The organism is Brevundimonas sp. FG128 (genome assembly GCF_057809775.1).
In genome coordinates this window covers 65,826-90,975 of sequence record NZ_JBMDKP010000004.1, presented here as the reverse complement: position 1 = coordinate 90,975, position 25,150 = coordinate 65,826, and the positions used below count along the sequence as shown (strand labels likewise).

The following is a 25,150-nucleotide window of genomic DNA, read 5'->3' as shown; positions in this document are numbered from 1 at the left end:
TATGAATACCGACTCTCACAAGGGCTTCTTGCCGCTGTTTCGTTCGTGGTTCGACACCGCGACCATGGCCGCAAAGGTCGGGGTTTCGGGCAGTTCCGAAAATCTGCTGGCCGAACTTGATCTGGGGCCGATGGTCGAGGCCGAACCTCGTCTGCTCAACCACACGCCTGACAGTGCGGTCGAGGCGGCCTGCATGCTGGAAGTCGTGCGCCAGAACATGGTCGACGCCGGTCGTTCGGACGGCCTCGACCTTAGGGCTCTGTCGGCGGTGCAACGGTGGCTTGCCGATCACGCCTCGGGCGGCGAGGACGTTCAGCCCGTCGAACGTCTCTTGCGTCAGGCCCGTATCTGAGGCGTCAGACGCCTCAGCCGATCAGCCGTCAGCCGATCAGCCGCGCAGGCCCTTGGCCACGGTCAGCAGGGCGTCGCGTTGGGCGGGGTCCTGGATGCCGCGGAAGGCGGCCAGCAGTTCGGCGACGCCCGGGGCGGCCAGCGCAAGCTCGTCGCCCTCGGCGGTCTCCAGCTCGCCCAGCAAGGCGGCGCCGGTCGACTTCAGCACCGAGGCGATCTGCAGCAGGCGCGCGGCGGAGACGCGATTGACGCCGCGTTCGTACTTTTGAATCTGCTGGAACGTCACGCCCGCGCCCGCAGCCAGTTGGGCCTGGGTGATGCGAAGTTCCTCACGACGGGTGCGGATGCGTCCGCCGATGGCGATGTCTACGGGATCTACTGCGTCGTTCATTTGAGCCTACGGACAGGACTAATGCGGCGCCATGGCCCCAAAACGCCCGCGCCGTCAAGACAAAGCTGGCCGTCTAGGGAGTGCTACGTGCGCCGTGAGTGAAAATTCAACCGCAGGGGTATGTCCCCGGAGCGGTGCAGGCCCATCCTGACGCCGTTTGCGCCGGGAAGAAGTGGTGCCGCTTAGGTGACTCGAACACCTGACCCCATCATTACGAATGATGTGCTCTACCGGCTGAGCTAAAGCGGCCCGGTTGCGACGGACTAAAAGTCGCCCGCGCGAGAGGGGGTCTTTATACGGCCGTATCGCGCTTGCCAAGCGCCGCTTGCAAGATCGCGAGCAATGAGGCTTCGTCGGGCGTTTCGGCCACGGCTGGCGCCAGGCCCAACGCCACGAAGGGCGCCGCTGCGGCGGGCGAGATACAGGCGATGACGGCGCGGTCTAGCGATGCGGCGTCGTACGCCGCGAGGATCGTCGCCGCTCGGGGCGAGTGGACAAGGACCGCGTCGAACGTCGCCGGTGGGACGCTCGCGGCAGGCGTGGCGCGATAGATCGTCAGCGGCTGGATCGAGACGCCGTCGGCGCCCGCCGCCGCCAGATAGGCCGCGAAGTTCCCGGCGGGGGTTTCGGCCTGCGGAACCAGCAAAGCGGCGTCGCTCAGCGTCGTCGCGATCAGGCGGGCGAGGGCGGCGAGGTCGCCGGATGCGGAGCGCACGACCTCGAAACCGGCGTCGCGGGCGGCCTGGGCGGTGGCGTCGCCGACCGAGAAGACGGGGCAGTCGCGTCGGGGCGTCAGGGCGGCGAAGGCGGCGACGCCGTTGACGCTGGTGAAGGCCAGGGCGAACGCCGTCAGGTCGGGAAGGGACGGGGTCAGGTATTCGATCGCCAGCAGAGGGGCGACCACGGGGTCATACCCCCTGTCTCGCAGGCGCGCGGCGGTGCGTGAGGCGCCGGGCTCGGCGCGGGTGATCCAGACGCGGGCGGGCCTGGCTGCAGCGTCGGGGGCGATCATCCGTCCAGGGTCGCGGGATCGACCTCCTGATCGCCGGCGGAGGCGTGGACTTCGGATCCCAGCCGATGGCCCAGGGCGCGGGCGTCGGCTTCGGTGGGTTGGGACAGGTCGCCGACGCGGCGCCAGCGGGCGGATCCGTCGGGGCTGAGCATTTCGGTGGTCAGGTGCAGGGTGTCGTTGGCGATCAGGGCGTAGGCGCCGACGGCGGTGCGGCACGACCCCTCAAGCGCCGTCATGGCCCCACGCTCGGCGGCGACGCAGACGGCGGTCTCGGGGTGGTTCAGGGCCACGACCCAGGGGGCGTTGATGTCGGCGGCGCGGGTCTGGATCGCCAGGGCGCCCTGGCCCGGCGCGGGCAGGAAGGCGTCCAGCGACAGCTTTTCGCGGATATGTTCGGAAACGCCCAGCCGGGCCATGCCGGAGACGGCCAGCAATATGGCGTCGAAATCGCCCTCGGCCGCGCGGCGCAGGCGGGTGTCGATGTTGCCCCGCAGCATCTCGACCTTCAGGTCGGGCCGCAGGGCCAGGGCCTGGGCCTGGCGACGCAGGCTGGCGGTGCCCAGGCGCGCGCCGAAGGGCAGGGCGTCGAAACTGTCGAAGTCGCGGCTGATGAAGGCGTCGCGGGCGTCCTCGCGCTCGGGAATGGCGGCGATGCACAGGCCCTGCGGCTGTTCGGCGGGCACGTCCTTCATCGAATGGATGGCGATGTCGATCCGGCCGGCTAGCAGCGCCTCCTCGATCTCCTTGGTGAACAGGGCCTTGCCGCCCAGCTCCAGTAGGCGGCGGTCCTGGATGCGGTCGCCGGTGGTGACGATCTCGACCAGGGGAATGGCGGTCTCGATCTCGGCTTCGGGCACGTTCAGGGCGCGGCCGATGGCGCGCTGCATCATGCCGGACTGGGCCAGGGCCAGCTTGGATCGCCGGGTGCCGATGCGGAGAGGAAAGGTCATGAGCGTTGCGCACCGGTCGCCGGGTCGCTACCTCGACCCGATGGAGAGTTCCGCCGACTATAGCAGCCGCGCCCATGCGGCAACTGGACGGGATGTCCCCCCTCGTCCCGGTCATGCGCTGACGGTGCTGGGCCTGGAGACCAGTTGCGACGAGACCGCCGCCTCGGTCGTGCGCCTGCACCCTTCTGAGATGGGCGGCCGGGCCGAGGTCCTGTCTTCCGTGGTTCACAGCCAGATCGACGACCATGCGGCCTACGGCGGCGTCGTCCCCGAGATCGCGGCGCGCAGCCATGTCGAAATGATCGCCGAGGTCACGCGCCGGGCGATGGCCGAGGCGGACATGGGCTATGACGGGCTGGACGCGATCGCTGCGACGGCCGGGCCGGGCCTGGTCGGCGGGGTCATGGTCGGCCTCAGCTTCGGCAAGGCGGCGGCCTTGGCGCGCGGCCTGCCCCTGGTGGCGGTCAACCATCTGGAAGGTCATGCGGTGTCGGCGCGGCTGGGGGCGGAGGTCGCCTATCCCTTCCTGCTGCTCCTGGTGTCGGGCGGCCATTGCCAGCTCCTGGAGGTGCGCGGCATCGGCGACATGAGCCGGATCGGCGCCACCATCGACGATGCAGCCGGCGAGGCCTTCGACAAGATCGCCAAGGCCTTGGGGCTGGGTTATCCGGGCGGGCCGGCGCTGGAACGGCTGGCGATGCAGGGCGATGGGTCGCGATTCGACCTGCCTCGCGCGCTGCTGGGCCGCAAGGATTGCGATTTCTCTTTCTCGGGCCTGAAGACGGCCGCCTTCCGCATCGCCCAGACGTGCGAGACCGATCAGGACAAGGCCGACCTGGCCGACGCAGTCCAAAACGCCATCGCGCGCCAGCTGTCGGATCGGTCGGAGCGCGCTTTGGCGGCCTATGCCCAGACGCATGAGCACCGGCTGTTCGTCGTCGCGGGCGGGGTCGCCGCCAACAAGACCATCCGCGCGACGCTGGAGGTGACGGCGACTCGGCACGGCTTCGACTTCCTGGCGCCGCCCATGGCCTATTGCACCGACAATGCGGCGATGATCGCCCTGGCGGGGGCTGAGCGGCTGGCCTTGGGGCTGACCAGCGACATCGACGTGGTCGCCCGGCCGCGATGGCCGCTGGACGAGGCGCGCGCCCTGTCCGATCCTTCGCACAAGCCGGGCCGCAAGGGCGCAAAAGCATGATCGTTTTTGTGAGAACCGCTTCGCGGTTCAAACAGAAACGTGAATCATGCTTTCGCATTAATCGTGAGCCTGATTCACGGCATCAGCGGAATCGCGAAGCGATTCCTCTTCAGCCGATCAGGCTCAAGGCGTGAACGATAAAAAAGCCTCGGGAGGGCGTATGGAATTCCGCACGGCAGGGGTCATCGGCGCGGGCGCCTGGGGCACGGCCCTGGCGCAGGTCTGCGTCCGGGCAGGGCTGGATACGACGCTGCAGGCGCGCGAGCAGAAGCTGGTCGAGACGTTGCGGGCGACGCGGGCCAATGACCTGTATCTGCCCGGCGTGCCGCTGGAGGAGGCGTTGAAGTTCACGGCGGACTTGGCCGATCTGGCACACTGCGACGTGATCCTGGCGGTGCCGCCGGCCCAGCACATGCGCGCCACCCTGACGGCCTTTGCGCCCCATCACCGCGCTGGCGTGCCGGTGGTGCTTTGCTCCAAGGGGGTCGAGCGCGGCACGATGAAGCTGATGACCGAGGTGCTGGCCGAGACCCTGCCGGACGCCCCCGCCGCCGTTCTGTCCGGCCCCAGTTTCGCGGGCGAGGTATCACGCGGCCTGCCCACCGCCGTCACCCTGGCTTGCGCCGATGCGGCGCTGGGCCAGGTCCTGTTGAACACCCTGTCGGCGCCGGGCTTCCGGCCCTATCTGGCGACCGATCTGGTGGGCGCCGAGGCGGGCGGGGCGCTGAAGAACGTGCTGGCCATCGCCTGCGGCATTTCCGAGGGACGGCAGTTGGGGCGCAGCGCCCACGCCGCCCTGATCACGCGCGGCTTTGCGGAAATGACCCGTCTCGCCGTCGCCATGGGCGGGCAGGCCGAGACGGTGGCGGGCCTGTGCGGCCTGGGCGACCTGGTCCTGACGTGCTCCAGCCCCCAGTCGCGCAACATGAGCCTGGGTCTGGCCCTGGGGCAGGGGCAGACGGTGGAACAGGCCCTTGCCGGCAAGCGGTCGGTGGCCGAGGGTTACGAAAGCGCGCCCGCCGTGCGCGAATTGGCTGCGGGTCTGGGCGTGGAAATCCCGATCTCCGAAGGCGTCGCCGCCCTGCTGGCCGGCGAGATCGACGTGGACGGCCTGATCGACGGTTTGCTGTCGCGTCCGCTGAAGGCCGAACGTGTCTGAGGAGGTCCCGGCCGAGCGCAAACGGGTCTGGAAGACGCCGCCGGGTGTGGCTCTGTGCGCCGAGGGCGACATCGCCGACCCCGGCTCTCGCGGCTTCGTTCTTCAGATCGGCGAGGCCTTCTTCCACGGCTTCGTCGTGCGCAAGGACGGCCAGGTCGCCGGCTGGATCGACCGCTGCCCCCATGCGGGCTTTCCCATCGCCATGGAGATCGACCGCTATCTGACGCCCGACGGCTCGCTGATCCTGTGCGGCTGGCATGGGGCGGTGTTCGAGCCACTGACCGGCGAGTGCGAGGGCGGCCCCTGCGCGGGCGGGCGGCTGACGCCGTGGCCGGTGGCGGCGACGGGCGGGATCGTCAGGACGGCGTGAAGCCGATCAGCGCGCCAGCTTGCCCTTGGCCTTGGCGGCGCTGAAGACCACGTCCGGGTCCGGCTTCTTCACCTCGACGCTGGTGTGGTTCAGGATCGACAGGATGTAGCGGCCGATGTTCAGCCGCGCCGTCTTCTTGTCGTCGGTCGCAACGACGGTCCAGGGCGCGAAGGGGCGGTCGGTCTCATCCAGCATCCGGTCGCGCGCGTCGGAATAGGCGTCGAACCGCGCTTCGGCCTCGGCGTCCAGCGACGACAGCTTGAACTTCTTCAACGGATCATCCCGGCGGGCCTTGAGCCGCTCGGCCTGTTCCTCACGCGAGATGTCCAGCCAGATCTTGATCAGGATGATGCCGTCGTCGGTCAGCATCCGCTCGAAACGCGGGGCGTCGGTCATGAACTGGGCGTACTGTTCCGGCGTGCAATACCCCATCACCGGCTCGACCCCGGCGCGGTTGTACCAGGAGCGGTTGAAGATCACCGTCTCGCCCGCGCCCGGCAGGTGGGGCACATAGCGCTGGAAATACCACTGGCTGGTCTCCCGGTCGCTGGGCTTGGGCAGGGCGATGACGCGGGTTTGGCGCGGCGACATGTGTTCGGTCAGCCGCTTGATGGCCCCGTCCTTGCCGGCGGTGTCGCGACCCTCCAGCACGATGACCACGCGTGACCCATGCTGGATGCTCCAGGCCTGGGTCTGGACGATGGCGAGCTGGATCTGCTCCAGCTCGGCGTCATAGGCGTCTGATTTCTTTCCCATGATGAAAGAGTGGGCCGGACGGGGCCTGCGGGCAAGGGGTGTGCGTTCGCAGGGAGCCTACGGCGAAGCTGGGCGTTAAGGCGCGGGGCCTGCCGGCCCGTGACGGGGCGGAATGAAGCGCGATCTGGCGGACATGTGGAATCTGGTGTGGGAGCTCGCGCTGCTGGTCTGCGCGGGTTTTGCACTGTTGAACGTCTTCGCTCCGGCGCAGGACCTGCCGTGGAAGCCGTTGGATCTGGATCGGCCCCTGGGACGCGCGACGACCGCCAAGGTGGCCGCCTTCGACGTGCCGGCCGCCGCGTCGCCACAGGCGGTGGAGAGCGCGACCGAAGCCTGCATGCAGGCCTTGCGCAACGCGGGTGTTAAGGTCGAGCGCGCTGCGGACCGCGACGACGGCGGGTTCTGCGTCGTGCGCGGCGCGGTGCGGATCACAGGCGGCGAGGTGACGCCGCTGGCCCCGGCGGACGTCGTCATGCAGTGCCCGTTGGCGGTGCGCTATGTCATCTGGGATCGGCAGGTTCTGCGGCCGGCGTCGCGCGACATCCTGGGATCGGCTCCGGCGCGGGTCGAGAATTACGGGACCTATTCGTGCCGCCGCATATATGGCTCGCAGGATAGCCAGGAGCGCCCCAGCGAGCACGCCAGGGCCAATGCGCTGGACGTGGCCGCCATCACTCTGAAGGACGGGCGAACCGTCAGTGTACTGAGAGATTGGCGAGGTCAGGGCCCGGCTGGAGAGCCCGGATCGCGCTTTCTACATGCCGTCCGCGACGGGGCCTGCCGTCTTTTCTCGACCGTGCTGACGCCCGACTACAACGCCGCGCACGAGAACCACCTTCACATCGACGGCGCCCGGCAGGGTATCTGCCGTTAATCTTCAATGCGCCCAGTACGAATCGCTTTGCTGTTGACCGCTTCGAAAAGCCGGGTGACAACATCGATGCAGTCCGGATTTTGCGTGGGGTCCACACCCGCGTTTCGCTCCTTCGCCTGAACGAGCTGTCCAGATGGATTGTCGGGTCACTCTGATGGGGATCCGCCTGGAAAAGCGCGTTGACGGAGACGCAGACATGGCGACCGGCACGGTCAAGTGGTTCAACCCCACAAAGGGCTTCGGCTTCATCCAACCCGATACCGGCGGTCAGGACGTTTTCGTCCACATCACCGCCGTTCAGAAGGCCGGACTTCAAGGCCTCGATGAGAACGCCAAGGTCGAATACGAGCTGGAAAGCCAGCGCGGCAAGACCTCGGCGATCGACCTCAAGGTCCTTTAAGCCGATCAGCTTTGAAGCTCAGAGACAGGCGCGGCGGCTTCGGCTTCCGCGCTTGTTTTGTTTGGGCTACCGCGTTTCGCGCTGCTTGAGCCCGTTATCCGGCGAAGACTTCACCCGCTGCGACCGCTGCGCCAGAACGATGGCGGCCAGCACCAGGGCGCCGCCCAGGGCCTGGATCGGCGTCAGGGTCTCGCCGAAGATCCACCAGCCCAGCAGACCTGCGACCACCGGCTGGATCAGGATTGTGACGGCGGTGACCGAGGCAGGCAGTCGGCCCAGGGCCCAGGCCACGCCCCCTTGGCCGAACACATGCATCACCCCCATGGCGATACAGGCGCCCCAGCCGGACGGGCTGGCGGGGATAATGGTCTCGCCCAGCGCCAGGGCGACGGCCAGCAGCAGGGGGGCGCCGAGCAAAGTCGCCCAGAAGGTCACCTGCATGGCGCCGGCAGTCCTTCTGGCGGCCTTCACCGCTAGGAAATAGCCCGAATACCAGACCGCCACCGACAGGGAGAAGGCGTCGCCCAGCGGCGGATTGGTCCCCTGTCCGCCGTCGGCGCCCGCCGCCATGGCGAAGGCCCCACCCATGGCCAGGGCCAGGGCAAGCAGGAACAGCCGGTGCGGCGTCTCCTTCAGGACGAACCAGCCGAACAGGGTCACCACGACCGGCGTCAGGTTGCACAGCACCGTCGCATTGGCGACCGACGTCATGACGATGCCGTAGTGCCAGAAGCTGAGGTCCAGGGCGAAGAACAGGCCCGCCAGCAGCGCCCATTTCGACGGCGCCGACATAGCGCCGGGCTCCCGCGACGCCAGGATGGTCAGCAGGGGCAGGGCGAAGACGAAGCGCCAGAACCCCCCCGCCGCCGGTCCTGTCTCGGCCAGACGCACCAGAATGGGAGCCAGCCCCAGCACGCAGGCGGCGATCAGCAGCACGATCAGGGCGAAGGCGCGAGGGGAGACGCGCGAGACGAGGGCGGACATGGCGCGGCTCTTACGCCGCCCTGCGACCTTGCGCCACATCAGACGTCGAAGGCGGCGGCCGATGTCGAGGGCCCGTCTCGCTGGACACGGAACGGCCTAAGTCGCATGGCGTTGAGCAGCCTCGTCGTTCTCACCTCTCGCCCGATCGGTCGTCCTTCATGAAACTGCGCGTGCGCGCCGAACTCGTCTATCGTTTCGATCCGCCGACGGACGCCATCTACAAGATTCAGGTCGCGCACTGGCCGGGCCAGGACATTCTGGAAGAAACCCTGACATTCGATCCGCCGGTGGAGTTTCACGAGGATCAGGACGTCGATTTCGGCGCCCGCACCCTGCGGTGCCACGTCGGGGGCGACGTAACCCTGACCTATGAGGCGGTGGTCGAGAACGGCGTGCTGAAGGGCCTGCCGCCCAGCGTGTCCCAGCACGACTGGGGCGAACTGCCCGCCGAGGTCCTGCCCTACCTCCAGCCCAGCCGGTATTGCCCGTCGGACCAGTTCGGCCGTTTCGTCACACGCGAGTTTGGCGACACCTCGGGCGGCGCCCGTGTGCTGGCGATCCTGAACTGGATCACCGAGAACGTGGATTACGAGCACGGCGTGTCCGACACCGAGACGACGGCGGCGCGGACCTTTATCGACCGGGCCGGGGTGTGCCGCGACTTCACCCATCTGGGCATGACCCTGTGTCGGGCGTCCGGGATTCCGGCGCGCGCCGTCAGCGCCTTCGCCCACCAGTTGGAGCCGCCGGATTTCCACGCCATCTTCGAGGTCTGGCTGGACAACGGCTGGTGGCTGGTGGACGCCACGGGCCTGGCGCCGGTCGAGGGCCTGGTGCGGATCGCCTGCGGGCGCGACGCCGCCGACATCGCCTTCCTGACCACCCAGGAACGCTGCACCTTCGTGCGACAGTTGGTGACGGTGGAGGCGGCCTGACGGCCTAGGGTTTGGACGTCTGCTCTGCCTTGTAGGCCTGCAGGGCGTCGATCACGTCCATCTGGCGCAGGACCTTGTTCTGCGGATCGATCAGGACATGGGCGCCGCGAGGCACGGCGACCTCGCCGCGTCCGCCGGTCATGGGCACGGTCTGGACGCGCCCGCCGATCTCGACCTCCACCGGCATGGGAAAGACCTCGCCGTCGCCCGTGGTCCACTGCAGCAGCAGTCGACCGTCCTCGTGCGTCTCCTCAAGCACCGGCAGGTCGGCGTTGTAGAGGTAGCCGCGGAAGAACCAGCTGTAGTCGCCGCCCGTCACCTGGTTGACGATGTCCAGAAAGTCCTGCGTCGAGCGATACAGCGGCTCAAAATTGCCCGGTCGGGGATCGGGCCGGCCATAGACCAGCCGCGTCAGCGCCTCGTGGAAGGCGGCGTCCCCAATCAGCAGGCGCAGCGAATGGCTGATCAGCGATCCCTTGGTGTAGATGTCGTTGCCGGGGCCGACGTCGCCCTTGTAGACCTCGTCCTCGCTCTTGGGCGTCCCCGAGACGACGGGGAATTTGTTGGCCAGTCCCTCGCGCTGGTCGGCCAGCTCGCGTTGCATGTAGCGGTCGCCCAGCAGCCAGCGCGCATAGAGGGGCTGCATATAGCTGCCCAACCCTTCGTGCAGCCACATGTCGTCGGCGTTCTGGTTGGTCAGTTGGTTGCCAAACCACTCGTGGGCGAACTCGTGCTGCAACAGCCAGTCATAGCCGCGACCATCGATCTTGTAGCCGTTGCCATAGGCGTTGATGGTCTGGTGCTCCATGCCCAGGTGCGGCGTCTCGACCACCCCCATCTTCTCGTCGGCGAACGGATAGGGTCCGACGGTCGCCTCGAAGAAGTTCAGCATCTGGGGAAACTCGGAGAACAGGGCCTGGACCTTGGCAGGCTCGTCCGATTTCAGATGCCAGTAGCTCATCGGCACGACATTGCCGAACCGGCTCTCGTACAGGCCCGAAACTTCTTCGTAGGGGCCGATGTTCAGGGCGATCGCATAGGTGTTGGGGCGGGCCGCCGACCAGTTCCAGGTCGTCCAGCCATCGCCGCGGTCCGTCTTGCCCAGGAAGCGGCCGTTGGAGGGCGCGGCCAGATTCGACGGCGCGGTGATGTGCAGATCCACGCGGCCCGGCTCGCCATGCGGATGGTCGATGCACGGCCAGAAGATGTCGCAGCCCTCGCCCTGGACGGCGGTGGCGATCCACGGCTCGCCAGACGGGGCGGTGGACCAGACGAAGCCGCCGTCCCACGGCGCGCGCGGGGCGACGCGCGGCTGGCCGCCATAGGCGATCCGCAGGGCGACCGACTGTCCGGCGACGAGGGGGCGGGGCAGATCGACCGTCAGTCGCCCCTCGGGATTGCGCCACCGATCGGCGGGGACCTCGACATCGTCCACCTGTATGGAGGCGATGGTCAGTAGAGTGTCCAGTTCGACCACCAACTGCTCCAGCGGGGCGGTCGCGGTGAAGTCCAGAACGGCCACGGCCTCGATGGCCTTGGCGTCGGGCAGGACCTTGATCGACAGGTCGGCCTTGTCGAACTGCATGGACAGCTGCTCGGGCGCGCGCGGCTGATCGGTGCCCAGGGTGAAGGGCGTCGATTCGCGCGGCGGCGTCTGCGCGGGCAGTCCGTCGGTGGCGCAGGCGGATAGCGCCAGCGCGGCGGCCAGGCTCAGGGTGCGGACGACGGCCATGATTTCCCTCCGGTCAGACCTGGGGATTAGCTCCCGTCCGCCGAAGGCGCAAAGAAAAAGGCCGGCGTTTCCGCCGGCCTTTTCCAGAACGTTTCGTCGTCGCCTATCAGGCGGCGGCGGCCTGCTCGGCGATCTTGGCGCGGACCTGGCGCTTGATGCGCTGGGCGGCGATCGACAGCTGCTCGTCGCGGGCCTTGACGATGAAGGCGTCCAGGCCGCCCTTGTAGTCGAGGGTGCGCAGCGCGGCGTTCGAGATACGCAGGCTGAAGGTCTGACCCAGCGAGTCCGACGTGACCTTGACCGTCTTCAGCGACGGCAGGAAGCGGCGCTTGGTCTTGATGTTCGAGTGGCTCACGTTGTGGCCGACCATGGGGCCGATACCGGTGAGTTCGCAACGACGCGACATCGTCAGATCCTTAAGGTGCGGCGTCCATCCCGAGCATGGGAGAAGACGCATGAAACAAGTGCGCGCGGGAGGGTGTCCCGCGCGAGAGGGGGCCGTATAAGGGACAAGGCGGTTCGGCGTCAAGCCGAGTCTGGCGCGTCCGGCGAACGAAGCGTGTCTTGCCGCCGTTCAGGCGTCGTTCAAATGAAGCGCCGCATGATCATATCATGAAGACCAACGCTCAACAGAAGGCCGCCATGTCCCGTCCGTCCCTGATCGATCGTCTGCCCATGAAGACGCTGGCCGTTCTGGCGCCGCTGGCCGCCGGCGGCTTCATGCTGGCCGCGCCGGCGCTGGCGCCCGCACAGACCGCCGGCCAGGCCGCCGCCCAGACCGAGGTCCTGCCTGGCTACTGGGAATATACGACCAGCGCTCTGGGCCAGCGCGACACGCAACAGAAGTGCGTGCGCCCCAGCGAGATCAACCGCTTCTTTGGCGGCCTGTCGACCCGCAAGTGGCGCTGCACCTATCCCACCCGCGTGGTGGGCGGCGGCGACGCCCGCTTCGAGGGCAGTTGCCAAGACCACAAGGGGCGCAGCGTGAACGTGCGCCTCAGCGGCGACTATACGCAGACCAGCTTCACCTTCCGGGGCGGCGCCCAGATCGTGCGAGGCACCCCCTACATCCCCGCCAGCATCACCGCGCGCCGCATCAGCGCCCAGTGCCCGGCCAATGCCGAGTATTTCTGAGGCCGTATAGCGAGCAGCAAAAAGGCCCCGGATTGCTCCAGGGCCTTTTCGTTTGTCCGATGCCGAAGATTAAGCGGCTTCGGCGGTCGGGATCGGCTTCTTGGCGCTGAGCGACTTGGCGAGCAACTCGACGGCGGCGTCCTTGTCGATCTTGTTGGCGGCGGCGACTTCGCGCGCCATGCGGTCCAGGGCCGATTCATAGAGCTGGCGCTCCGAATAGGACTGTTCCGGCTGGGTGTCGGCGCGGTGCAGGTCGCGGACCACTTCGGCGATGGAGATCAGGTCGCCGGAGTTGATCTTGGCTTCGTATTCCTGGGCGCGACGCGACCACATGGTGCGCTTGATGCGGGCGCGACCCTTCAGCGTGGTCAAGGCCTTGGTCACGACGTCGTCGGCGGCCAGCGAACGCAGGCCGGCCGTGGCGGCCTTCTTGGTCGGGACGCGCAGGGTCATCTTCTCGTGGTCGAAGGTCACGACATAGACTTCCAGCGACATGCCCGCGACTTCCTGGGTCTCGACCGCCGCGACTTTTCCGACGCCGTGCGCCGGATAGACGACCGCGTCGCCAACCTTGAACTCCAGACCAGTCTTGCTCGTCATAATCGTCCTTTCCCGGTCAGGGCCGGGCGACGCGAAGGCGCAGTAAACGCAAACAGAATCTCATCCGCCGGATCGCGCCGTCGGAGGGGATGATGCTGGACGTCAAATGCGGAAACGGATCACCAAACCTCTGGCCGATCCCGTCTATGGGCGGGATTCTGTCGCAAACACGGGCGGCGCGAAGGTTTCGCGGACCGCCCGATCCAATGAAACAGAACCTATCACAAATTTGCGGAATTTCAAAACGTCCACAGGGCGGACGTGGAAATGCGGCAAGGCTTGCGCGCGGCAGGGCCGAAAGTCAGGAACCCTTGCCGGGCTTGGTGCTGAAGTATTTCTCGTATTTGCCGGTTTCACGTTCGTACTGTTCGCGGTCGGCAGGGGGCGTGCCCTTGACGGTGATGTTGGGCCAGACCTTGGCGTATTCGGCGTTGACCTGAAGCCACTTGCCGTCGGGCTCGTCCTCGGTGTCGGGCACGATGGCGTCGACGGGGCATTCCGGCTCGCACACGCCGCAGTCGATGCATTCGTCGGGCGCGATGACCAGGAAGTTCTCGCCCTCGTAGAAGCAGTCGACGGGGCACACCTCGACGCAGTCCATGAACTTACATTTCACGCAGGCGTCGGTGACGATGTAGGTCATGGGGCGGAGGTCGGGCGCGGTTGTGGGCGGGAGGCCTGCGACATGGCGGCACGGCAACCAACTGTCAACACCGGGGCTTAGACCCTTGTCCGTCGCTAAAGCCTGGCTTGACAACGGTCGCGCTTATTCGCAACTGTAATGATTGCATATATCCCCTCGATCACAGGATCACCTCCATGCGCACGCCCTTCATGAAATACGCCGTCGCCAAATACGCAATAGCGGGCGCTCTCGCGCTCAGCCTGGCCGCAGGCGGGGCCGTCGTGGCCCAGGCCGCCCTGACCCAGACCCCGTCGGAAGTGACCGCCGGCGCCTACGACCTCGATCCCAGCCACGGCAAGATCACCTGGTCGGTCAATCACCTCGGTTTCTCGACCTACACGGGCCAGTTCGTGAACGTGAAGGCGGAGCTGAAGCTGGACGTCGCCAATCCGTCGGCCAGCACTCTGACCGCCACCATCCCCCTGACCGACGTGGCGCCCAACGACGACCGTCTGAAAGCCCACCTGCAGACCGCCGATTTCTTCGACACCGCCAACCACCCGACCGCGACATTCGTCTCGCGTTCGGTGACGGTGGACGCCGATGACGCCAATGAGGGGACCGTGGTCGGCGACCTGACTCTGCGCGGCGTGACCAAGCCCGTCACCATAGAGGTCGAGTTCAATCAGGCCGGAACCGCCATGGGCGCCTACAAGGCCGGCTTCGACGGCGAGGCTGTGATCAAGCGTTCGGACTTCGGCATCAACTACGCCCTGCCAGCCGTCTCCGACGAGGTGAAGCTGCACATCGAGGGCGAGTTCGTTCTTAAGCAATAACCGAGTAAAGGGCGCGGGCCTCCTCGGGCGGTCCGCGCCTTTCGCCCAGCGCCTCGACCATCAGGCTGGTGACGCGGCCGTTCTGGGCGAAGGTCAGCAAGTCGCCGGGGCGGACGCAGCGGCTGGGCTTGTCCAGCCGTGTCTCCCGCCCATGATGCGTCAGCCGCACCGCGCCCCGCTCGACCAGATCGGCGGCCAGCCCCCGCGTCTTCACGAACCGCGCGCGCCACAGCCACAGATCGATGCGACAGGCGTCCGTCTCCATCCCTTTCGTCATCCTCCGGCAAGCCGCTTGCGGCGCAGACCGGGGGAGCCAGCGGCGCCGAAGGCGATCTGTCCGCCGCATAATGTTGGAAGCATCTCATACGCGACATGTTCGCGCTCGCGCGCGCCGCTGGGTTCCCCGGTCTCCGCTTCGCTTCGCCAGAAAATGACGAAAGGACGGGGCATCAAGAGGCGGACTTTCGACGTGGGCGACGACGCTTGGGTCGTGCAGGCGGTGCTTCCGTCAGAACCGCAAGCGCTGCGAATGGCGAATCCTTCACCGGTCTGGGCGCCGCGCCGGGCTTATCGGGCAGGCGGGCGCGTTCGGTCTTCAGGGCGGCGATGACCTGTTTGGCCTGATCGGCGCTCCAGCCCAGGTCGGTCAGGGCTTCGTCGGAGAGCCGACCGTGGTTGACGGCGCGCAGGTCGGCCATCTTCTCCAGGGTCTCGACGGGCGCCAGCCAGCGGCCGGCGACGCGCAGGCCGTGGGCCGAGAGCAGACGCGGCGAGGGCGGTTCGGGGGGCGCGGGGATCAGGTCGGGCGTCGCGGGGATCAGCGGCGCGTCCAGGAAGGCCTGGGCGAAATGGCGGGCGCGGGGCTTTTGCAGGCCCAGCAACCAGACCGAATGAACCCCGACGCGAATGGCGAAGCTTTTCAGCGTGCGTCGCTCCACCTGGCTGAGCGCCGCCAGGTCGCGCTCCACGTCGCGCCGGTCGATCAGGCCCCCGGCCTCGATCAGGCGGAAGGCGATGCCGCGCGGCAGGCCCTTCAGCGTCCCCGATTCCACCGCCTGGCGCAGGCGGCGCAGATCCCGAAGCGCACGGCCCGCCTCGAACGCCAGCCAGGCCTCGATCCGGCGTTTGGCGCGCTCGCGGGCGGGCGTCGGACCCAGTTCGCCCAACAGGCGGACGACGGGCGAGAACGGATCGGCGCTGGTCGGCGTGGCCTGAATCTGGGCCGTCAGGACGCCGCGCCACAGGACGGCGCCGTCCGGCGTCACGGCGAAGGCCTCGTCGGTCTCGGCCGCCAGCCGGCCCAGCCGACGGTTGATCTCGGGGGTGACGGCGCGGACCGCCGCCTGACGCAGGGTGCGGTCCTCCAGCGCCGAGGCGCCCTTCTCCATCTGAAAGCGGACGCCCTCCAGTTGGCCCACCACCTGACCCTCAACGGTGACCTCGCCGTCGTCGGCGACGCCCGCGAACGTATCCTCGCGGACGTTCAGGGCCCGCATCAGGGCGGTCGTGCGGCGGTCCACGAACCGGGCGGTCAAACGTTCGTGCAGCACGTCAGACAGCCGGTCCTCCAACGCGCGGGTCCTGTCGCGCCAGCCTTGCGCGTCGTGAACCCAGTCGGGCCGGTTGGCGATGTAGGACAGGGTGCGTACGGCCGAGAGCCGGGCCGACAGCTGATCGATCTGGCCGTCGTCACGGTCCACGAAGGCGAAGCGCGGCGCCATCCAGTCGTCGGTCAGACGGCCGCGCTTGCCGGTCAGGGCATGAAAGACGTCCTTGGCCAGCCGCGCGTGTTCGTCCAGCGTCGTCTTCTGGAAGTCCGGCAACTGGCAGGCTTCCCACAGCCGCATGATGGCGCCGCGCGAGCGACCGATGCGGGCCACCTCTTCGTCCTTGATCAGACGCCGCAGCAGGGTTTCGTCCAGAGCCTCGCCGGTCAGGTTCAGACCGATGCGCTGAGGCGTGACGGTCAGCGATCGTAGCAGGTCGGGCAGGGTGTCGAAATCCAGCTTGGCGTTGCGCCATTCGGCCGCCTCGACCGGATCGAACCGATGCTCGACCACCTGTTCGACCAGGTCGGGATCCAGATCCTCGGCCTCGGCTGTGACGCCGAACGTCCCGTCGCGAAGGTGACGCCCGGCGCGCCCGGCGATCTGGCCGATCTCGTGCGCGTGCAGCCAGCGGGTCCGCCGCCCGTCGAACTTCCTCAGACCTGCAAAGGCCACATGGTCCACATCCATGTTCAGCCCCATGCCGATGGCGTCGGTGGCGACCAGGAAGTCGACCTCGCCCGACTGATACAGGGCGACCTGGGCGTTGCGGGTTCGGGGCGACAGGCTGCCCATGACCACGGCCGCCCCGCCCCTCTGACGCCGGATCAGTTCGGCGATGGCGTAGACCCGCTCGGTGCTGAACGCGACGATGGCGCTGCGGCGGGGCAGGCGGGTCAGCTTCTTGGATCCGGCGTAGGACAGGGTCGACAGCCGGTCCCGCGTCACGATCTCCACGTCCGGGACCAGGCGGCGGATCAGGGGCTCCATGGTCCCCGCGCCCAGGAACATGGTCTCGAACCGGCCCCGTGCGTGCAGCAGGCGCTGGGTGAAGACGTGGCCGCGCTCGGGATCTGCGACCAGCTGGATCTCGTCGATGGCCAGGAACTCGACCGACCGCTCCAGCGGCATGGCCTCGACGGTGCAGACGAAATAGTGGGGGCGCGGGGGGACGATCTTTTCCTCGCCGGTGATCAGGGCGACGGCGGCGGCGCCGCGCTGTCGGACGATCCGCTCGTAGATCTCGCGGGCCAGAAGACGCAGCGGCAGGCCGATCATGCCCGAGGCGTGACCCAGCATCCGCTCGACCGCCAGATGGGTCTTGCCGGTGTTGGTGGGCCCCAGAACCGCGGTGACGCGGGACGGGGCGAGGCCTGCGGACCAGTCGCTCATTGCCGCCTTAAGGTGGAGACGATTCTGCTCGGGCTCAAGCGTCGCTGACGCGCATTCCCATACGAACCAGGGCGGACAGGCTCGCGGCCTGCATCTTGGTCATGACCTTGGCGCGGAAAATCTCTACGGTTCGCGGGCTGATCTCCAGCCGCAGCGCGATCTCCTTGTTGGAACAGCCCTCGATCAGGGCGTCGAAGACCTGACGTTCGCGCGTGGTCAGGGTGGCCAGTCGCGACGTCGCCGCCTCGCGCGCCTCACGGTCGGCTTCCCGGCTGTTCAGCGACATGACGCAGCCCCGCACCGACTCCAGCAGCCGATTGGGATCGAAAGGCTTTTCGATGAAATCGACGACCCCGGCCTTCATCAGTTGAACCGCCAGCGGCACGTCGGCATGGCCGGTGATGACGATCACGGGCCAGCTGTCGCCTCGTAACTCCCGCACCCTGCGCACCAGCTCCGTCCCATGCACGCCGGGCATCCGCATGTCGGTGACGACGCAGGCGCTCTTGTCGAGCGGCAGGGCTTCGAGAAAATCGCCCGCGCTGGAAAAGGCGCGCGCCCGGAAACCTTCAGCCCGCAACATCAGCAAGAGCGCGTCCCGCATGGCCGGGTCGTCATCGACGACGAAGACGGAATGCTGGGTCATGCGATCTCAAGCTCCGGAACGCGGGACAGGCGGAAGGCGAAGGCGGCGCCCCCCAAGGGGCTGCGGCCGACGACCAGGGCGGCGCCGTGGCTCTCGACGATGGACCGGGTCACCGACAGCCCCAGCCCCATGCCCCCCGCCTTGGAGGTGATCATCGGCTGGAAGATGCGGTCCAACTGATCGTCGGCTATGCCCGCGCCATTGTCCTCTACGGTGATTTCGTAGCCTTCGGCGGCCAGGGAACGGCCAGTCACCGCGACTTGACCACCCGCTCGCCCGGCGGCGGCGTCCACGGCGTTGCGGACCAGATTGGCGATGGCCTGCTGGAACTGGATGCGGTCGGCCAGCACGCGGTCGTCGCCATCATCCATCCGGATGTCGATAGCGACGTCGGTGTCGCGGCTGATCAGGGCGAAGACCGGGTTCAGGTCCGCGATCATCAGCGTGGCGCGTTCGTCCGTGAAGGTACGCGCGCCGGTGGAGATCAGCTCGCGCATCCGGCGAATGATGTCTCCGGCGCGCAGCAACTGGGTCTTGGCCAGATCGAGCGCGCGGCCTGCGCTGTCGCCGAATGGTCCTGCTCTCGCCAAGTCCGTCTGGCCGGCGTGCAGATATACACCGGCGGCCGTCAGCGGCTGGTTCAGCTCATGCGCCAAGGTCGCCGCCATCTCGCCCATGGAGTTCAGCCTCCATACGCTGCTGAGCTGTTCGTTCAGATCGCGCTCGTGCTTGCGCACTGCATCGGCCCGGGTCTGATCGGTGAGCGCCAACACGATGCGTTCGGGTGAGATGTCGTCGGGCAGGACGTTGGCGTGGATCGTCAGCGGAACGCGGACCCCGTCCGGCCGCGTCGCGGTCCAGCAACCGGGAGGGGGCGGCGCATCGCCACCCTCCTGCGCCTTGAGCAGGGCGGCCTCATCGAAATCCTGCACGAAGGATCGAAAAGGCCGGTCCATCGCCTCCTTATCGGCCCCCAGAATTTTGGCCGCAGCGGGCGTGACGCGCTGGATCAGGCCGTGATCGTCCAGCGTCACGACCGGGACCGATCTCAGAATGGCGTCCAACAGGGCTTCGCGGATCGCCAGATTTCGGGTCAGGGCAGTGGCGGCGCGAAGAGCGATAATCAGCCGCCTGCACACCTCGCCGATGAACCAGGCCGTGACGGCGAACAGAGCGGCGTTGATCGCGGCGTCCAGCGCATCTTCCCGGCGTACCAACCAAAGGTTGATGCTGACGGAGAGTATGATCGCCAGTAATATAGCCGGGCGGCCCGCGAGTAACGCGGTGGCCATTACCGCCAGAATCATCGGTAGATAATAGAACTGGCCGAAGGGTTCGAGCGCTGCCCTGATGCCAACAGCCAAAAGCACGGATAAGCACGCGACAAAAACACCGCCACGCAAGGTTGTTGTGCATCGCAGCACGTGATTCAAGCGAACCGCTCGCAATAAGGTCGCGTTTAGTGACTGCACTATGGCTCAACTCGATGGCATGGGATCAGTTATCACTGATCATCCGCCGCTTTTTCGACCCATTTTGTATAACAGCTATTCGATGCGTGGAAATACGTAATTTCCGGCCTCGCCAGTCGCCGCACTCGCTTGCTTCAGGCCAGCGATCCGCAACCCGCGAAAAGCTTTGCCGTTCTTACGCATTCCTACCTAAGGCGTGGTTCAGAAATAATATTAATCATCGCCTCACCCTTGGGCTTCAGAATGCAGAAGCTTCAAGGACCACCATGTCTCTCTCGTCGTTCCTCTCAACCTCCATCACTGCTGCGGCAGTATGTCTCGCCGGCCCTGTCGCGGCTCAGTCGCTCGGCTTGGATGTCGGCGTGGCCAGCCAGTACACCGGCAAGGGACTGGGCAAGAGCGATGAGAAGGTTGCGCCCTTCGCCAAGGCCGAGGTCGGGTTTGGCGACGGCTACGCCAGCGTCTTCGTGTCAGATGCTTCCGGGTCGCAAGGGTATGATCTGGAGATCGTCAGCATGGCCGGCTGGCGGCCCAAGGCGGCGGGCTTCGCCTTCGATCTGGGTGTCGTGAACCGCGACCTGCCCGGCGCGCGCGCCGGGATCGACGCCAACTACTGGGAATATCAGGCCGACGCGACACGCAAGCTGGGCGCGGTCGCCACGCGCCTGCGCGTCAACTATTCGCCCGACGGCTTCGCCGCCACCAAGGAGGCCTGGTGGGTCGAACTTCAGGGTACGGTCGCGGTCGCCGACAAGACCAAGCTTTCGGCGGCGGTCGCCAATCGCATGGCCGACGGGGGCGCCGACTACAACGCCTGGAACGTGGGCGCCAAACACGCCCTCACCGACGCCGTCGCCGTCGATCTGCGCTGGTACGACACCGACCGCCACAGCCTGGGCGAACCCTATGAGGGTCGCCTGGTCGCCGCCGCCACCTATTCGTTCTGAATAACCGATCCAGTCGGGGGATGTTGAGTTGAAACTGATGGAAAACCTGCCGGTGGGGCGCAAGCTGTTCGCAGCCTTCGCCGTAGTGCTGCTGGCGATCGGCGTCATGGGCGCTGTCGTGTTCACAAGCCTGATGGCGCTGTCGCAGGCCGGCGAGGCGCGAAGCGCCGAGAATCGCGTCAACCGGGCAACGGCGGACGCCGAGTTCTATATGGCGCGTCAGGAGAACAGTTTCCGCGGCTATCTGCTGTCGGGCGACCCCTATTACATCGAGCGCCTGGACGCGCACCGCGCCAAGTTCAAGGCCGAGATGAACGAACTGCGCACAGAGCTGGAGGCTGATCGCGAAGGTCAGATCGACGCCGCTGAAACCGCGGCCGACGGTTGGTACGACAACATCGTCGTGCGCGGCCAGGAATTGGTGAAGGCGGGACGGACCGCAGAGGCGGTCGCGATGGTCGGTCGCAGCGGCGCCGCAGACGCCTATATCGATCCCGTTGAAACGGCGATCGCAAGTTTCAAAGACGCCAACGACATCGCGCTAGACGGGACGCGGGTGAGCCAGGAGGCCGCGAACCGGACTGCGACGATCAGCCTGATCGTTGGACTGGCGGCGGCGCTGCTGATCGCCTTCGCCGCCGGCTGGAGCGTGACCCGCGCCATCGTGCGGCCGATCTTCACCATGATCGGCTATATGCAGAAGCTGATGGCTGGGGACACGGCCATCCAGGTCGTCGGCGCCGAGCGCAAGGACGAGTTCGGTCGGATGGGGCAGGCCATCGTCGCTTTCCGCGACGCCGCCGTGGACAAGGTCCGCGTCGAGAACGAAGCCGCCGCGAACCGTTCGATGAGCGAACAGGAACGCGCCGCCAACGAAGCCGAAAAAGCCCGCACGGCGGCCGAGGACATGGTGGCGCTGGATGCCCTGGCCGCCGGCCTCTCGGCCATGGCCAACGGGGACCTGACCCATCGTTTCACCGCCGATGTCGCCCCGCGCGCCGAAACCCTGAAGACAGACTTCAACGCCGCCATTTCCCAACTGCAGCAGGCCGTGTCGGTGGTCGTCGCCAATGTGTCGGGCATCCGCTCGGGCGCGAGCGAAATCAGCCAGGCCGCCGACGACCTGTCGCGGCGCACCGAGCAGCAGGCCGCTTCTCTGGAGGAGACCGCCGCCGCCCTGGACGAGATCACCGCCACGGTGAACAAAACCGCCTCGGGCGCGCGTCAGGCCTCCGACGTGGTCCAGGCCGCGCGCGGCGACGCCGAGAAGAGCGGCGTCGTCGTTCGCGACGCCGTGTCGGCCATGACCGCCATCGAACAGTCCTCGTCGCAAATCAGCCAGATTATCGGCGTCATCGACGAAATCGCCTTCCAAACCAACCTGCTGGCCCTGAACGCCGGGGTCGAGGCCGCCCGTGCAGGCGAGGCCGGTCGCGGCTTTGCGGTCGTGGCCTCGGAAGTCCGGGCCCTGGCCCAGCGGTCTGCGGAAGCGGCGAAAGAGATCAAGACGCTAATCTCCGCCTCCACCGGCCAGGTGGGCGCTGGCGTAAAACTGGTCGGCGAGACCGGCGAGGCCCTGCAACGGATCGTCGATCGGGTCGCCGAGATCGACAGCCTGGTCACGGAAATCGCGGCCTCGGCTCAAGAACAGGCGGTCGGCCTGGCCCAGGTCAACACGGCCGTGAACCAGATGGACCAGGTCACGCAACAGAATGCTGCGATGGTCGAGGAATCGACCGCAGCCAGCCATTCGCTGGCCCAGGAGGCCGAAAGCCTGCAGGCCTCGGTCTCGCAGTTCCGGGTCGGCGCCGCCCAACCTGCCGCCGCGTCCGCGCCGGTCCGCATGCCCACGCCCGCCGCCCGCCCGGCCAACCGGATGGTCGAGGCCCTGAAAACGGTCGGCCGCGGGGGCGCTGCCCTCAAGCCGCAGACCACCGCCGTCGAAGATGGCTGGGAGGAGTTCTGATGAGCGAAGCCCTCGCCCTGGGTCCGGTCCTGGACCTGAACGCGGCCGAGCCGCTGCGGGACGCACTGTTGGCCTTGCGCGGCCAGGACCTGACGCTGGACGGTTCCGCCGTCCAGCGACTGGGAGGCCTGTGTCTTCAGGTTCTGTTGTCCGCGCGCCAGACCTGGGCCGCTGACGGCGTCAACCTCAGGTTAGGTTCTATGTCGCAAGACTTGGCTGAGCAATGGGCCGCCTATGGGGCGCCCGACTTCAATATCGATGGGGCGTCAGCATGACCAAGACCGTTCTTACGATCGACGACTCGCGCACCATGCGCGACATGCTGCTGATGGCGCTGGAGGACGCGGGATACACCGTGATCCAGGCCGTCGACGGCGTGGACGGCCTGGAGACCCTGGCCGCCCGGGGCGCCGACGTCATCATCACCGACATCAACATGCCCCGCATGGACGGTTTCGGCGTTATCGAGGGCGTTCGCGCCGACCCGAACCATCGCACCACGCCGGTGCTGGTGCTGACGACCGAGAGCGACGCCGAGAAGAAATCGCGCGCCCGGGCCGCCGGCGCGACCGGCTGGATCGTCAAACCCTTCGACCCCGTCAAGCTGGTGGACGCCGTTCGCCGCGTCGCCGCCTGATCCCAACGCCGGAACCCCGCCGCATGGACGCCTTCGAAGCCATCAAAGCCACCTTCTTCCAGGAGTGCGACGAGCTGATCGCCGACCTGGAATCGAAGTTGATGCTGCTCGAGCAAGGTCAGACCGATCTGGAGACGATCAACGCCGTCTTCCGCGCCGTCCATTCCGTCAAGGGCGGGGCAGGGGCCTTCGGTCTGGAGGCCCTGGTCCGGTTCGCCCACGTCTTCGAGACGCTGATGGACGAACTGCGCGCCGGGCGTAAGCCTTGCGACACCGTCACGATCAAGACCCTGCTGCGCGCCTCCGACGTGCTGGCCGACCATATCCAGGCGGCCCAAGGCCTGGTTCCGCCCGTCGATGAGGCCCGCTCCGCCGGTCTTGTCGCCGAGATGGAGCTGCTGACCCACGGCGGCGAGGCGCCGCCCGTGGTCGAGGAGGACGACGACGACTTCGGCTTCATGCCGATGGCCTTCGACATGGCGCTGGACGAGCCCGCGCCGCTCGGGGCCCCGGCCGCTGGTTGGCGCATCGTGTTCAAGCCGCTGGGGCGGATGTACACCAACGCAAACGAGACCGGCCTTCTGCTGCGCGAGCTGGGTCGTCTGGGTCCCACCACGGTCACGCTGGATGAAGGCGAGGTCCCGACGCTGGACGCCCTGTCGGTCGAAGACGGCTGCCTGACCTGGACCATTGAACTGGACGCAGACGTGGACGAGGCCGCCGTGCGCGACGTGTTCGACTTCGTCGAGAGCGATTGCGAACTGACCATCACGCCTCTGGGTGGCGCATCCGACCCCAGCCCCGACACCCTTGAGTTCGAGGACGAACCTGCGGCGGTCATGCCGGCCAGCGACGATCTCGACATCGCCGCCCTCCTGGCCAAGGCCAGCGGCGGGGTTCCGGAAGCCGCACTCGCCGTCGCAGCCGCCCCCGAACCCGAGTCCATTCCCACGCCTGTGATCGCGCCAGCCCCGGCCCCGGCCCCCGCCCCCGCCCCCGCCGCGCCGGCCAATGCGCCGGTCGCTCAGGCTCCGGTGACGATCCGCGTGGATCTGGACCGCGTCGATCGCCTGATCAATGTCGTCGGCGAACTGGTGATCCAGCAGGCCATGCTGTCGCAACGCGTGCTGGAGAGCGGCCTGGCCCGGTCGTCCGGCATCGCGCTCGGTCTCGAGGACCTCGAGCTCCTGACGCGTGAGATCCAGGACAGCGTCATGGCCATCCGCGCCCAGCCGGTGAAGTCGGTGTTCCAGCGCATGCCGCGCCTGGTCCGCGAAGTCGCCGACATGGTCTCCAAACAGGTGCGTCTGGTCACCGTCGGCGAGGACACCGAGGTCGACAAGACCGTGGTCGAACGCCTGGCCGAGCCGATCACCCACATGCTGCGCAACGCCATCGACCACGGGCTGGAAACGCCCGACGAGCGTATCGCCGCCGGCAAGTCGGCCGAAGGCACGGTGCGCCTCGCCGCCCTGCACCGCTCGGGACGGATCGTGATCGAGATTTCCGACGACGGTCGCGGCATCAACCGCGAACGCGTCAAGAAGATCGCCATCGACAAGGGGCTGATCCCGGCCGACGCTCCCCTGACCGACGAGCAGATCGACAATCTGATCTTTGCGCCCGGCTTCTCCACCGCCGCCGTGGTGTCCGACATCTCGGGGCGGGGCGTGGGCATGGACGTGGTCAAGCGCTCGATCCAGGCCCTGGGCGGCCGCATCTCCATCAGCTCGGTTCCGGGCAAGGGTTCGACCTTTACCCTCAGCCTGCCTCTGACCCTGGCGGTGCTGGACGGCATGGTCGTCGCCGCCGCCGAACAGACGCTGATCGCGCCCCTGCCGGCCATCGTCGAGAGCCTGACGCCTCAGGCCGCCGACCTGCATTTCGTCGGGGGGGTCGATCCGGTGATCCGCTTCCGCGACCGCTTCCTGCCGCTGATCGATGTGGCCCTGATCATGGGCTTCCGCGAGCAGCCGATGAACCCGACCGACGGCGTCGCCGTGGTCGTCGAGACCGAGAGCGGCCAGCAGGCGGCTCTTCTGTTCGACGCCATCCAGGGCCAGCGCCAGGTCGTCATCAAGAGCCTCGAGACCAACTACCAGCAGGTCGAGGGCGTCGCCGCCGCCACCATTCTTGGCGACGGCCGCGTGGCCCTGATCCTCGACGTCGACGTCCTCGTCACCGACATGCGCCGCAAGGCGATCCGCCCCGATCTCAAGCTCGCGAGCTGAAC

General features: G+C 67.3%; 27 protein-coding genes and 1 tRNA gene. 14 read left to right on the top strand and 14 right to left on the bottom strand.

The window, feature by feature from the left end; translation table 11 throughout:
- Position 1: 1 nt before the first annotated feature.
- Complete coding sequence (locus ACODSC_RS11975) at positions 2–352, top strand: hypothetical protein (protein WP_488814165.1); 351 nt, start codon at positions 2–4, stop codon at positions 350–352.
- A 36-nt stretch (positions 353–388) separates the two neighbouring features.
- Here the strand turns inward: ACODSC_RS11975 and ACODSC_RS11970 are convergent, their stop codons facing one another.
- The 4 genes from ACODSC_RS11970 to hemC form a co-directional block, all read right to left on the bottom strand.
- The gene (locus tag ACODSC_RS11970; protein ID WP_488814164.1) at positions 389–742 is read right to left on the bottom strand and encodes a helix-turn-helix domain-containing protein; all 354 of its coding nucleotides are present in this window, start codon (positions 740–742) and stop codon (positions 389–391) included.
- Between the two features lie 173 nt (positions 743–915).
- Positions 916–991, bottom strand: a tRNA-Thr gene (locus ACODSC_RS11965).
- A 43-nt stretch (positions 992–1,034) separates the two neighbouring features.
- Positions 1,035–1,754, bottom strand: coding sequence for a uroporphyrinogen-III synthase (locus ACODSC_RS11960; protein WP_488814162.1), 720 nt, complete (start codon positions 1,752–1,754; stop codon positions 1,035–1,037).
- Positions 1,751–2,704 (bottom strand): hydroxymethylbilane synthase, encoded by a 954-nt coding sequence (hemC, locus tag ACODSC_RS11955; protein WP_488814160.1) that lies wholly within the window; start codon positions 2,702–2,704, stop codon positions 1,751–1,753. The genes ACODSC_RS11960 and hemC overlap by 4 nt, the downstream gene beginning before the upstream one ends.
- Here hemC and tsaD point away from each other — a divergent pair.
- The 3 genes from tsaD (at position 2,703) to ACODSC_RS11940 (ending at position 5,434) form a co-directional block, all read left to right on the top strand.
- Complete coding sequence (gene tsaD, locus ACODSC_RS11950; protein ID WP_488814159.1) at positions 2,703–3,905, top strand: tRNA (adenosine(37)-N6)-threonylcarbamoyltransferase complex transferase subunit TsaD; 1,203 nt, start codon at positions 2,703–2,705, stop codon at positions 3,903–3,905. The two genes, hemC and tsaD, sit on opposite strands and share 2 nt — an antisense overlap.
- A 160-nt stretch (positions 3,906–4,065) precedes the next feature.
- A complete protein-coding gene (locus ACODSC_RS11945) occupies positions 4,066–5,064 on the top strand; it encodes an NAD(P)H-dependent glycerol-3-phosphate dehydrogenase (RefSeq protein WP_488814158.1) in 999 nt (332 codons plus the stop codon).
- Entirely contained in the window at positions 5,057–5,434 is a 378-nt protein-coding gene (locus ACODSC_RS11940; protein ID WP_488814157.1) for a Rieske (2Fe-2S) protein, read from the top strand. Before ACODSC_RS11945 ends, ACODSC_RS11940 begins: the two co-directional genes overlap by 8 nt.
- 6 nt (positions 5,435–5,440) lie before the next feature.
- Here ACODSC_RS11940 and ppk2 read toward each other — a convergent pair whose 3' ends face one another.
- On the bottom strand, positions 5,441–6,190 hold the full coding sequence (ppk2, locus tag ACODSC_RS11935; protein ID WP_488814155.1) for a polyphosphate kinase 2: 750 nt from the start codon (positions 6,188–6,190) through the stop codon (positions 5,441–5,443).
- Between the two features lie 112 nt (positions 6,191–6,302).
- On the opposite strand from ppk2, the gene ACODSC_RS11930 reads away from it, so the two are divergent.
- Together ACODSC_RS11930 and ACODSC_RS11925 are read left to right on the top strand one after the other, a co-directional pair.
- On the top strand, positions 6,303–7,064 hold the full coding sequence (locus tag ACODSC_RS11930; protein WP_488814154.1) for an extensin-like domain-containing protein: 762 nt from the start codon (positions 6,303–6,305) through the stop codon (positions 7,062–7,064).
- A gap of 196 nt (positions 7,065–7,260) precedes the next feature.
- Positions 7,261–7,464 (top strand): cold-shock protein, encoded by a 204-nt coding sequence (locus tag ACODSC_RS11925; RefSeq protein ID WP_488814153.1) that lies wholly within the window; start codon positions 7,261–7,263, stop codon positions 7,462–7,464.
- A 66-nt stretch (positions 7,465–7,530) separates the two neighbouring features.
- Here the strand turns inward: ACODSC_RS11925 and ACODSC_RS11920 are convergent, their stop codons facing one another.
- Positions 7,531–8,448, bottom strand: coding sequence for a DMT family transporter (locus ACODSC_RS11920; protein WP_488814152.1), 918 nt, complete (start codon positions 8,446–8,448; stop codon positions 7,531–7,533).
- 158 nt (positions 8,449–8,606) lie between these two features.
- Here ACODSC_RS11920 and ACODSC_RS11915 point away from each other — a divergent pair, with 158 nt between their 5' ends.
- Complete coding sequence (locus ACODSC_RS11915; RefSeq protein WP_488814151.1) at positions 8,607–9,383, top strand: transglutaminase-like domain-containing protein; 777 nt, start codon at positions 8,607–8,609, stop codon at positions 9,381–9,383.
- Positions 9,384–9,387: 4 nt separating this feature from the next.
- Here ACODSC_RS11915 and ACODSC_RS11910 read toward each other — a convergent pair whose 3' ends face one another.
- Both ACODSC_RS11910 and rpmB read right to left on the bottom strand, forming a co-directional pair.
- Entirely contained in the window at positions 9,388–11,115 is a 1,728-nt protein-coding gene (locus tag ACODSC_RS11910; RefSeq protein WP_488814150.1) for a M1 family metallopeptidase, read from the bottom strand.
- Positions 11,116–11,221: 106 nt separating this feature from the next.
- Complete coding sequence (gene rpmB, locus ACODSC_RS11905; protein WP_488814149.1) at positions 11,222–11,521, bottom strand: 50S ribosomal protein L28; 300 nt, start codon at positions 11,519–11,521, stop codon at positions 11,222–11,224.
- Positions 11,522–11,727: 206 nt separating this feature from the next.
- Here rpmB and ACODSC_RS11900 point away from each other — a divergent pair, with 206 nt between their 5' ends.
- A complete protein-coding gene (locus ACODSC_RS11900) occupies positions 11,728–12,249 on the top strand; it encodes a DUF3617 domain-containing protein (RefSeq protein ID WP_488814148.1) in 522 nt (173 codons plus the stop codon).
- A gap of 69 nt (positions 12,250–12,318) precedes the next feature.
- On the opposite strand, the gene ACODSC_RS11895 is transcribed toward ACODSC_RS11900, so the two are convergent.
- Both ACODSC_RS11895 and fdxA read right to left on the bottom strand, forming a co-directional pair.
- Positions 12,319–12,849: a CarD family transcriptional regulator gene (locus ACODSC_RS11895; protein WP_008260268.1), complete on the bottom strand. Its 531-nt coding sequence runs from the start codon at positions 12,847–12,849 to the stop codon at positions 12,319–12,321.
- Positions 12,850–13,150: 301 nt separating this feature from the next.
- A complete protein-coding gene (fdxA, locus tag ACODSC_RS11890) occupies positions 13,151–13,492 on the bottom strand; it encodes a ferredoxin FdxA (RefSeq protein ID WP_159846606.1) in 342 nt (113 codons plus the stop codon).
- 176 nt (positions 13,493–13,668) lie between these two features.
- On the opposite strand from fdxA, the gene ACODSC_RS11885 reads away from it, so the two are divergent.
- The gene (locus ACODSC_RS11885; protein WP_488814146.1) at positions 13,669–14,310 is read left to right on the top strand and encodes a YceI family protein; all 642 of its coding nucleotides are present in this window, start codon (positions 13,669–13,671) and stop codon (positions 14,308–14,310) included.
- Here the strand turns inward: ACODSC_RS11885 and ACODSC_RS11880 are convergent.
- The 4 genes from ACODSC_RS11880 to ACODSC_RS11865 all read right to left on the bottom strand — a co-directional run bounded on the left by ACODSC_RS11880 (position 14,300) and on the right by ACODSC_RS11865 (position 19,112).
- Entirely contained in the window at positions 14,300–14,575 is a 276-nt protein-coding gene (locus ACODSC_RS11880; protein ID WP_488814145.1) for an RNA-binding S4 domain-containing protein, read from the bottom strand. The genes ACODSC_RS11885 and ACODSC_RS11880 overlap by 11 nt on opposite strands.
- A gap of 184 nt (positions 14,576–14,759) precedes the next feature.
- Positions 14,760–17,249: a helicase-related protein gene (locus ACODSC_RS11875; RefSeq protein ID WP_488814143.1), complete on the bottom strand. Its 2,490-nt coding sequence runs from the start codon at positions 17,247–17,249 to the stop codon at positions 14,760–14,762.
- 34 nt (positions 17,250–17,283) lie between these two features.
- Positions 17,284–17,895 carry a response regulator FixJ gene (gene fixJ, locus ACODSC_RS11870; RefSeq protein WP_488814142.1) on the bottom strand — a complete coding sequence of 204 codons (612 nt, stop codon included), beginning with the start codon at positions 17,893–17,895 and terminating at the stop codon, positions 17,284–17,286.
- The gene (locus ACODSC_RS11865) at positions 17,892–19,112 is read right to left on the bottom strand and encodes a two-component system sensor histidine kinase NtrB (RefSeq protein WP_488814141.1); all 1,221 of its coding nucleotides are present in this window, start codon (positions 19,110–19,112) and stop codon (positions 17,892–17,894) included. The genes fixJ and ACODSC_RS11865 overlap by 4 nt, the downstream gene beginning before the upstream one ends.
- A gap of 269 nt (positions 19,113–19,381) precedes the next feature.
- On the opposite strand from ACODSC_RS11865, the gene ACODSC_RS11860 reads away from it, so the two are divergent.
- The 5 genes from ACODSC_RS11860 to ACODSC_RS11840 are packed head-to-tail and all read left to right on the top strand — an operon-like array spanning position 19,382 to position 25,148.
- Complete coding sequence (locus tag ACODSC_RS11860; RefSeq protein ID WP_488814140.1) at positions 19,382–20,314, top strand: TorF family putative porin; 933 nt, start codon at positions 19,382–19,384, stop codon at positions 20,312–20,314.
- A gap of 37 nt (positions 20,315–20,351) precedes the next feature.
- Positions 20,352–22,280, top strand: coding sequence for a methyl-accepting chemotaxis protein (locus ACODSC_RS11855; RefSeq protein WP_488814473.1), 1,929 nt, complete (start codon positions 20,352–20,354; stop codon positions 22,278–22,280).
- Positions 22,280–22,555: an STAS domain-containing protein gene (locus tag ACODSC_RS11850; RefSeq protein WP_488814139.1), complete on the top strand. Its 276-nt coding sequence runs from the start codon at positions 22,280–22,282 to the stop codon at positions 22,553–22,555. Before ACODSC_RS11855 ends, ACODSC_RS11850 begins: the two co-directional genes overlap by 1 nt.
- A complete protein-coding gene (locus tag ACODSC_RS11845) occupies positions 22,552–22,917 on the top strand; it encodes a response regulator (RefSeq protein WP_488814138.1) in 366 nt (121 codons plus the stop codon). The genes ACODSC_RS11850 and ACODSC_RS11845 overlap by 4 nt, the downstream gene beginning before the upstream one ends.
- Before the next feature lie 23 nt (positions 22,918–22,940).
- Positions 22,941–25,148 (top strand): chemotaxis protein CheA, encoded by a 2,208-nt coding sequence (locus ACODSC_RS11840; RefSeq protein ID WP_488814137.1) that lies wholly within the window; start codon positions 22,941–22,943, stop codon positions 25,146–25,148.
- Positions 25,149–25,150 lie beyond the last annotated feature (2 nt).

Bases quoted from the DNA above. Each gene is read 5' to 3' on its own strand.
- ACODSC_RS11885 (WP_488814146.1), top strand. From the start codon at position 13,669: ATGCGCACGCCCTTCATGAAATACGCCGTCGCCAAATACGCAATAGCG.
- hemC (WP_488814160.1), bottom strand. From the start codon at position 2,704: ATGACCTTTCCTCTCCGCATCGGCACCCGGCGATCCAAGCTGGCCCTG.
- ACODSC_RS11875 (WP_488814143.1), bottom strand. From the start codon at position 17,249: ATGAGCGACTGGTCCGCAGGCCTCGCCCCGTCCCGCGTCACCGCGGTT.
- ACODSC_RS11960 (WP_488814162.1), bottom strand. From the start codon at position 1,754: ATGATCGCCCCCGACGCTGCAGCCAGGCCCGCCCGCGTCTGGATCACC.
- ACODSC_RS11910 (WP_488814150.1), bottom strand. From the start codon at position 11,115: ATGGCCGTCGTCCGCACCCTGAGCCTGGCCGCCGCGCTGGCGCTATCC.
- ACODSC_RS11895 (WP_008260268.1), bottom strand. From the start codon at position 12,849: ATGACGAGCAAGACTGGTCTGGAGTTCAAGGTTGGCGACGCGGTCGTC.
- ACODSC_RS11860 (WP_488814140.1), top strand. From the start codon at position 19,382: ATGGCATGGGATCAGTTATCACTGATCATCCGCCGCTTTTTCGACCCA.
- ACODSC_RS11970 (WP_488814164.1), bottom strand. From the start codon at position 742: ATGAACGACGCAGTAGATCCCGTAGACATCGCCATCGGCGGACGCATC.
- ACODSC_RS11840 (WP_488814137.1), top strand. From the start codon at position 22,941: ATGGACGCCTTCGAAGCCATCAAAGCCACCTTCTTCCAGGAGTGCGAC.
- ACODSC_RS11975 (WP_488814165.1), top strand. From the start codon at position 2: ATGAATACCGACTCTCACAAGGGCTTCTTGCCGCTGTTTCGTTCGTGG.
- ACODSC_RS11845 (WP_488814138.1), top strand. From the start codon at position 22,552: ATGACCAAGACCGTTCTTACGATCGACGACTCGCGCACCATGCGCGAC.
- ACODSC_RS11920 (WP_488814152.1), bottom strand. From the start codon at position 8,448: ATGTCCGCCCTCGTCTCGCGCGTCTCCCCTCGCGCCTTCGCCCTGATC.
- fdxA (WP_159846606.1), bottom strand. From the start codon at position 13,492: ATGACCTACATCGTCACCGACGCCTGCGTGAAATGTAAGTTCATGGAC.
- ppk2 (WP_488814155.1), bottom strand. From the start codon at position 6,190: ATGGGAAAGAAATCAGACGCCTATGACGCCGAGCTGGAGCAGATCCAG.
- ACODSC_RS11880 (WP_488814145.1), bottom strand. From the start codon at position 14,575: ATGGAGACGGACGCCTGTCGCATCGATCTGTGGCTGTGGCGCGCGCGG.
- ACODSC_RS11900 (WP_488814148.1), top strand. From the start codon at position 11,728: ATGAAGACCAACGCTCAACAGAAGGCCGCCATGTCCCGTCCGTCCCTG.
- ACODSC_RS11855 (WP_488814473.1), top strand. From the start codon at position 20,352: ATGGAAAACCTGCCGGTGGGGCGCAAGCTGTTCGCAGCCTTCGCCGTA.
- rpmB (WP_488814149.1), bottom strand. From the start codon at position 11,521: ATGTCGCGTCGTTGCGAACTCACCGGTATCGGCCCCATGGTCGGCCAC.
- fixJ (WP_488814142.1), bottom strand. From the start codon at position 17,895: ATGACCCAGCATTCCGTCTTCGTCGTCGATGACGACCCGGCCATGCGG.
- ACODSC_RS11850 (WP_488814139.1), top strand. From the start codon at position 22,280: ATGAGCGAAGCCCTCGCCCTGGGTCCGGTCCTGGACCTGAACGCGGCC.
- tsaD (WP_488814159.1), top strand. From the start codon at position 2,703: ATGAGCGTTGCGCACCGGTCGCCGGGTCGCTACCTCGACCCGATGGAG.
- ACODSC_RS11915 (WP_488814151.1), top strand. From the start codon at position 8,607: ATGAAACTGCGCGTGCGCGCCGAACTCGTCTATCGTTTCGATCCGCCG.
- ACODSC_RS11930 (WP_488814154.1), top strand. From the start codon at position 6,303: ATGAAGCGCGATCTGGCGGACATGTGGAATCTGGTGTGGGAGCTCGCG.
- ACODSC_RS11925 (WP_488814153.1), top strand. From the start codon at position 7,261: ATGGCGACCGGCACGGTCAAGTGGTTCAACCCCACAAAGGGCTTCGGC.
- ACODSC_RS11945 (WP_488814158.1), top strand. From the start codon at position 4,066: ATGGAATTCCGCACGGCAGGGGTCATCGGCGCGGGCGCCTGGGGCACG.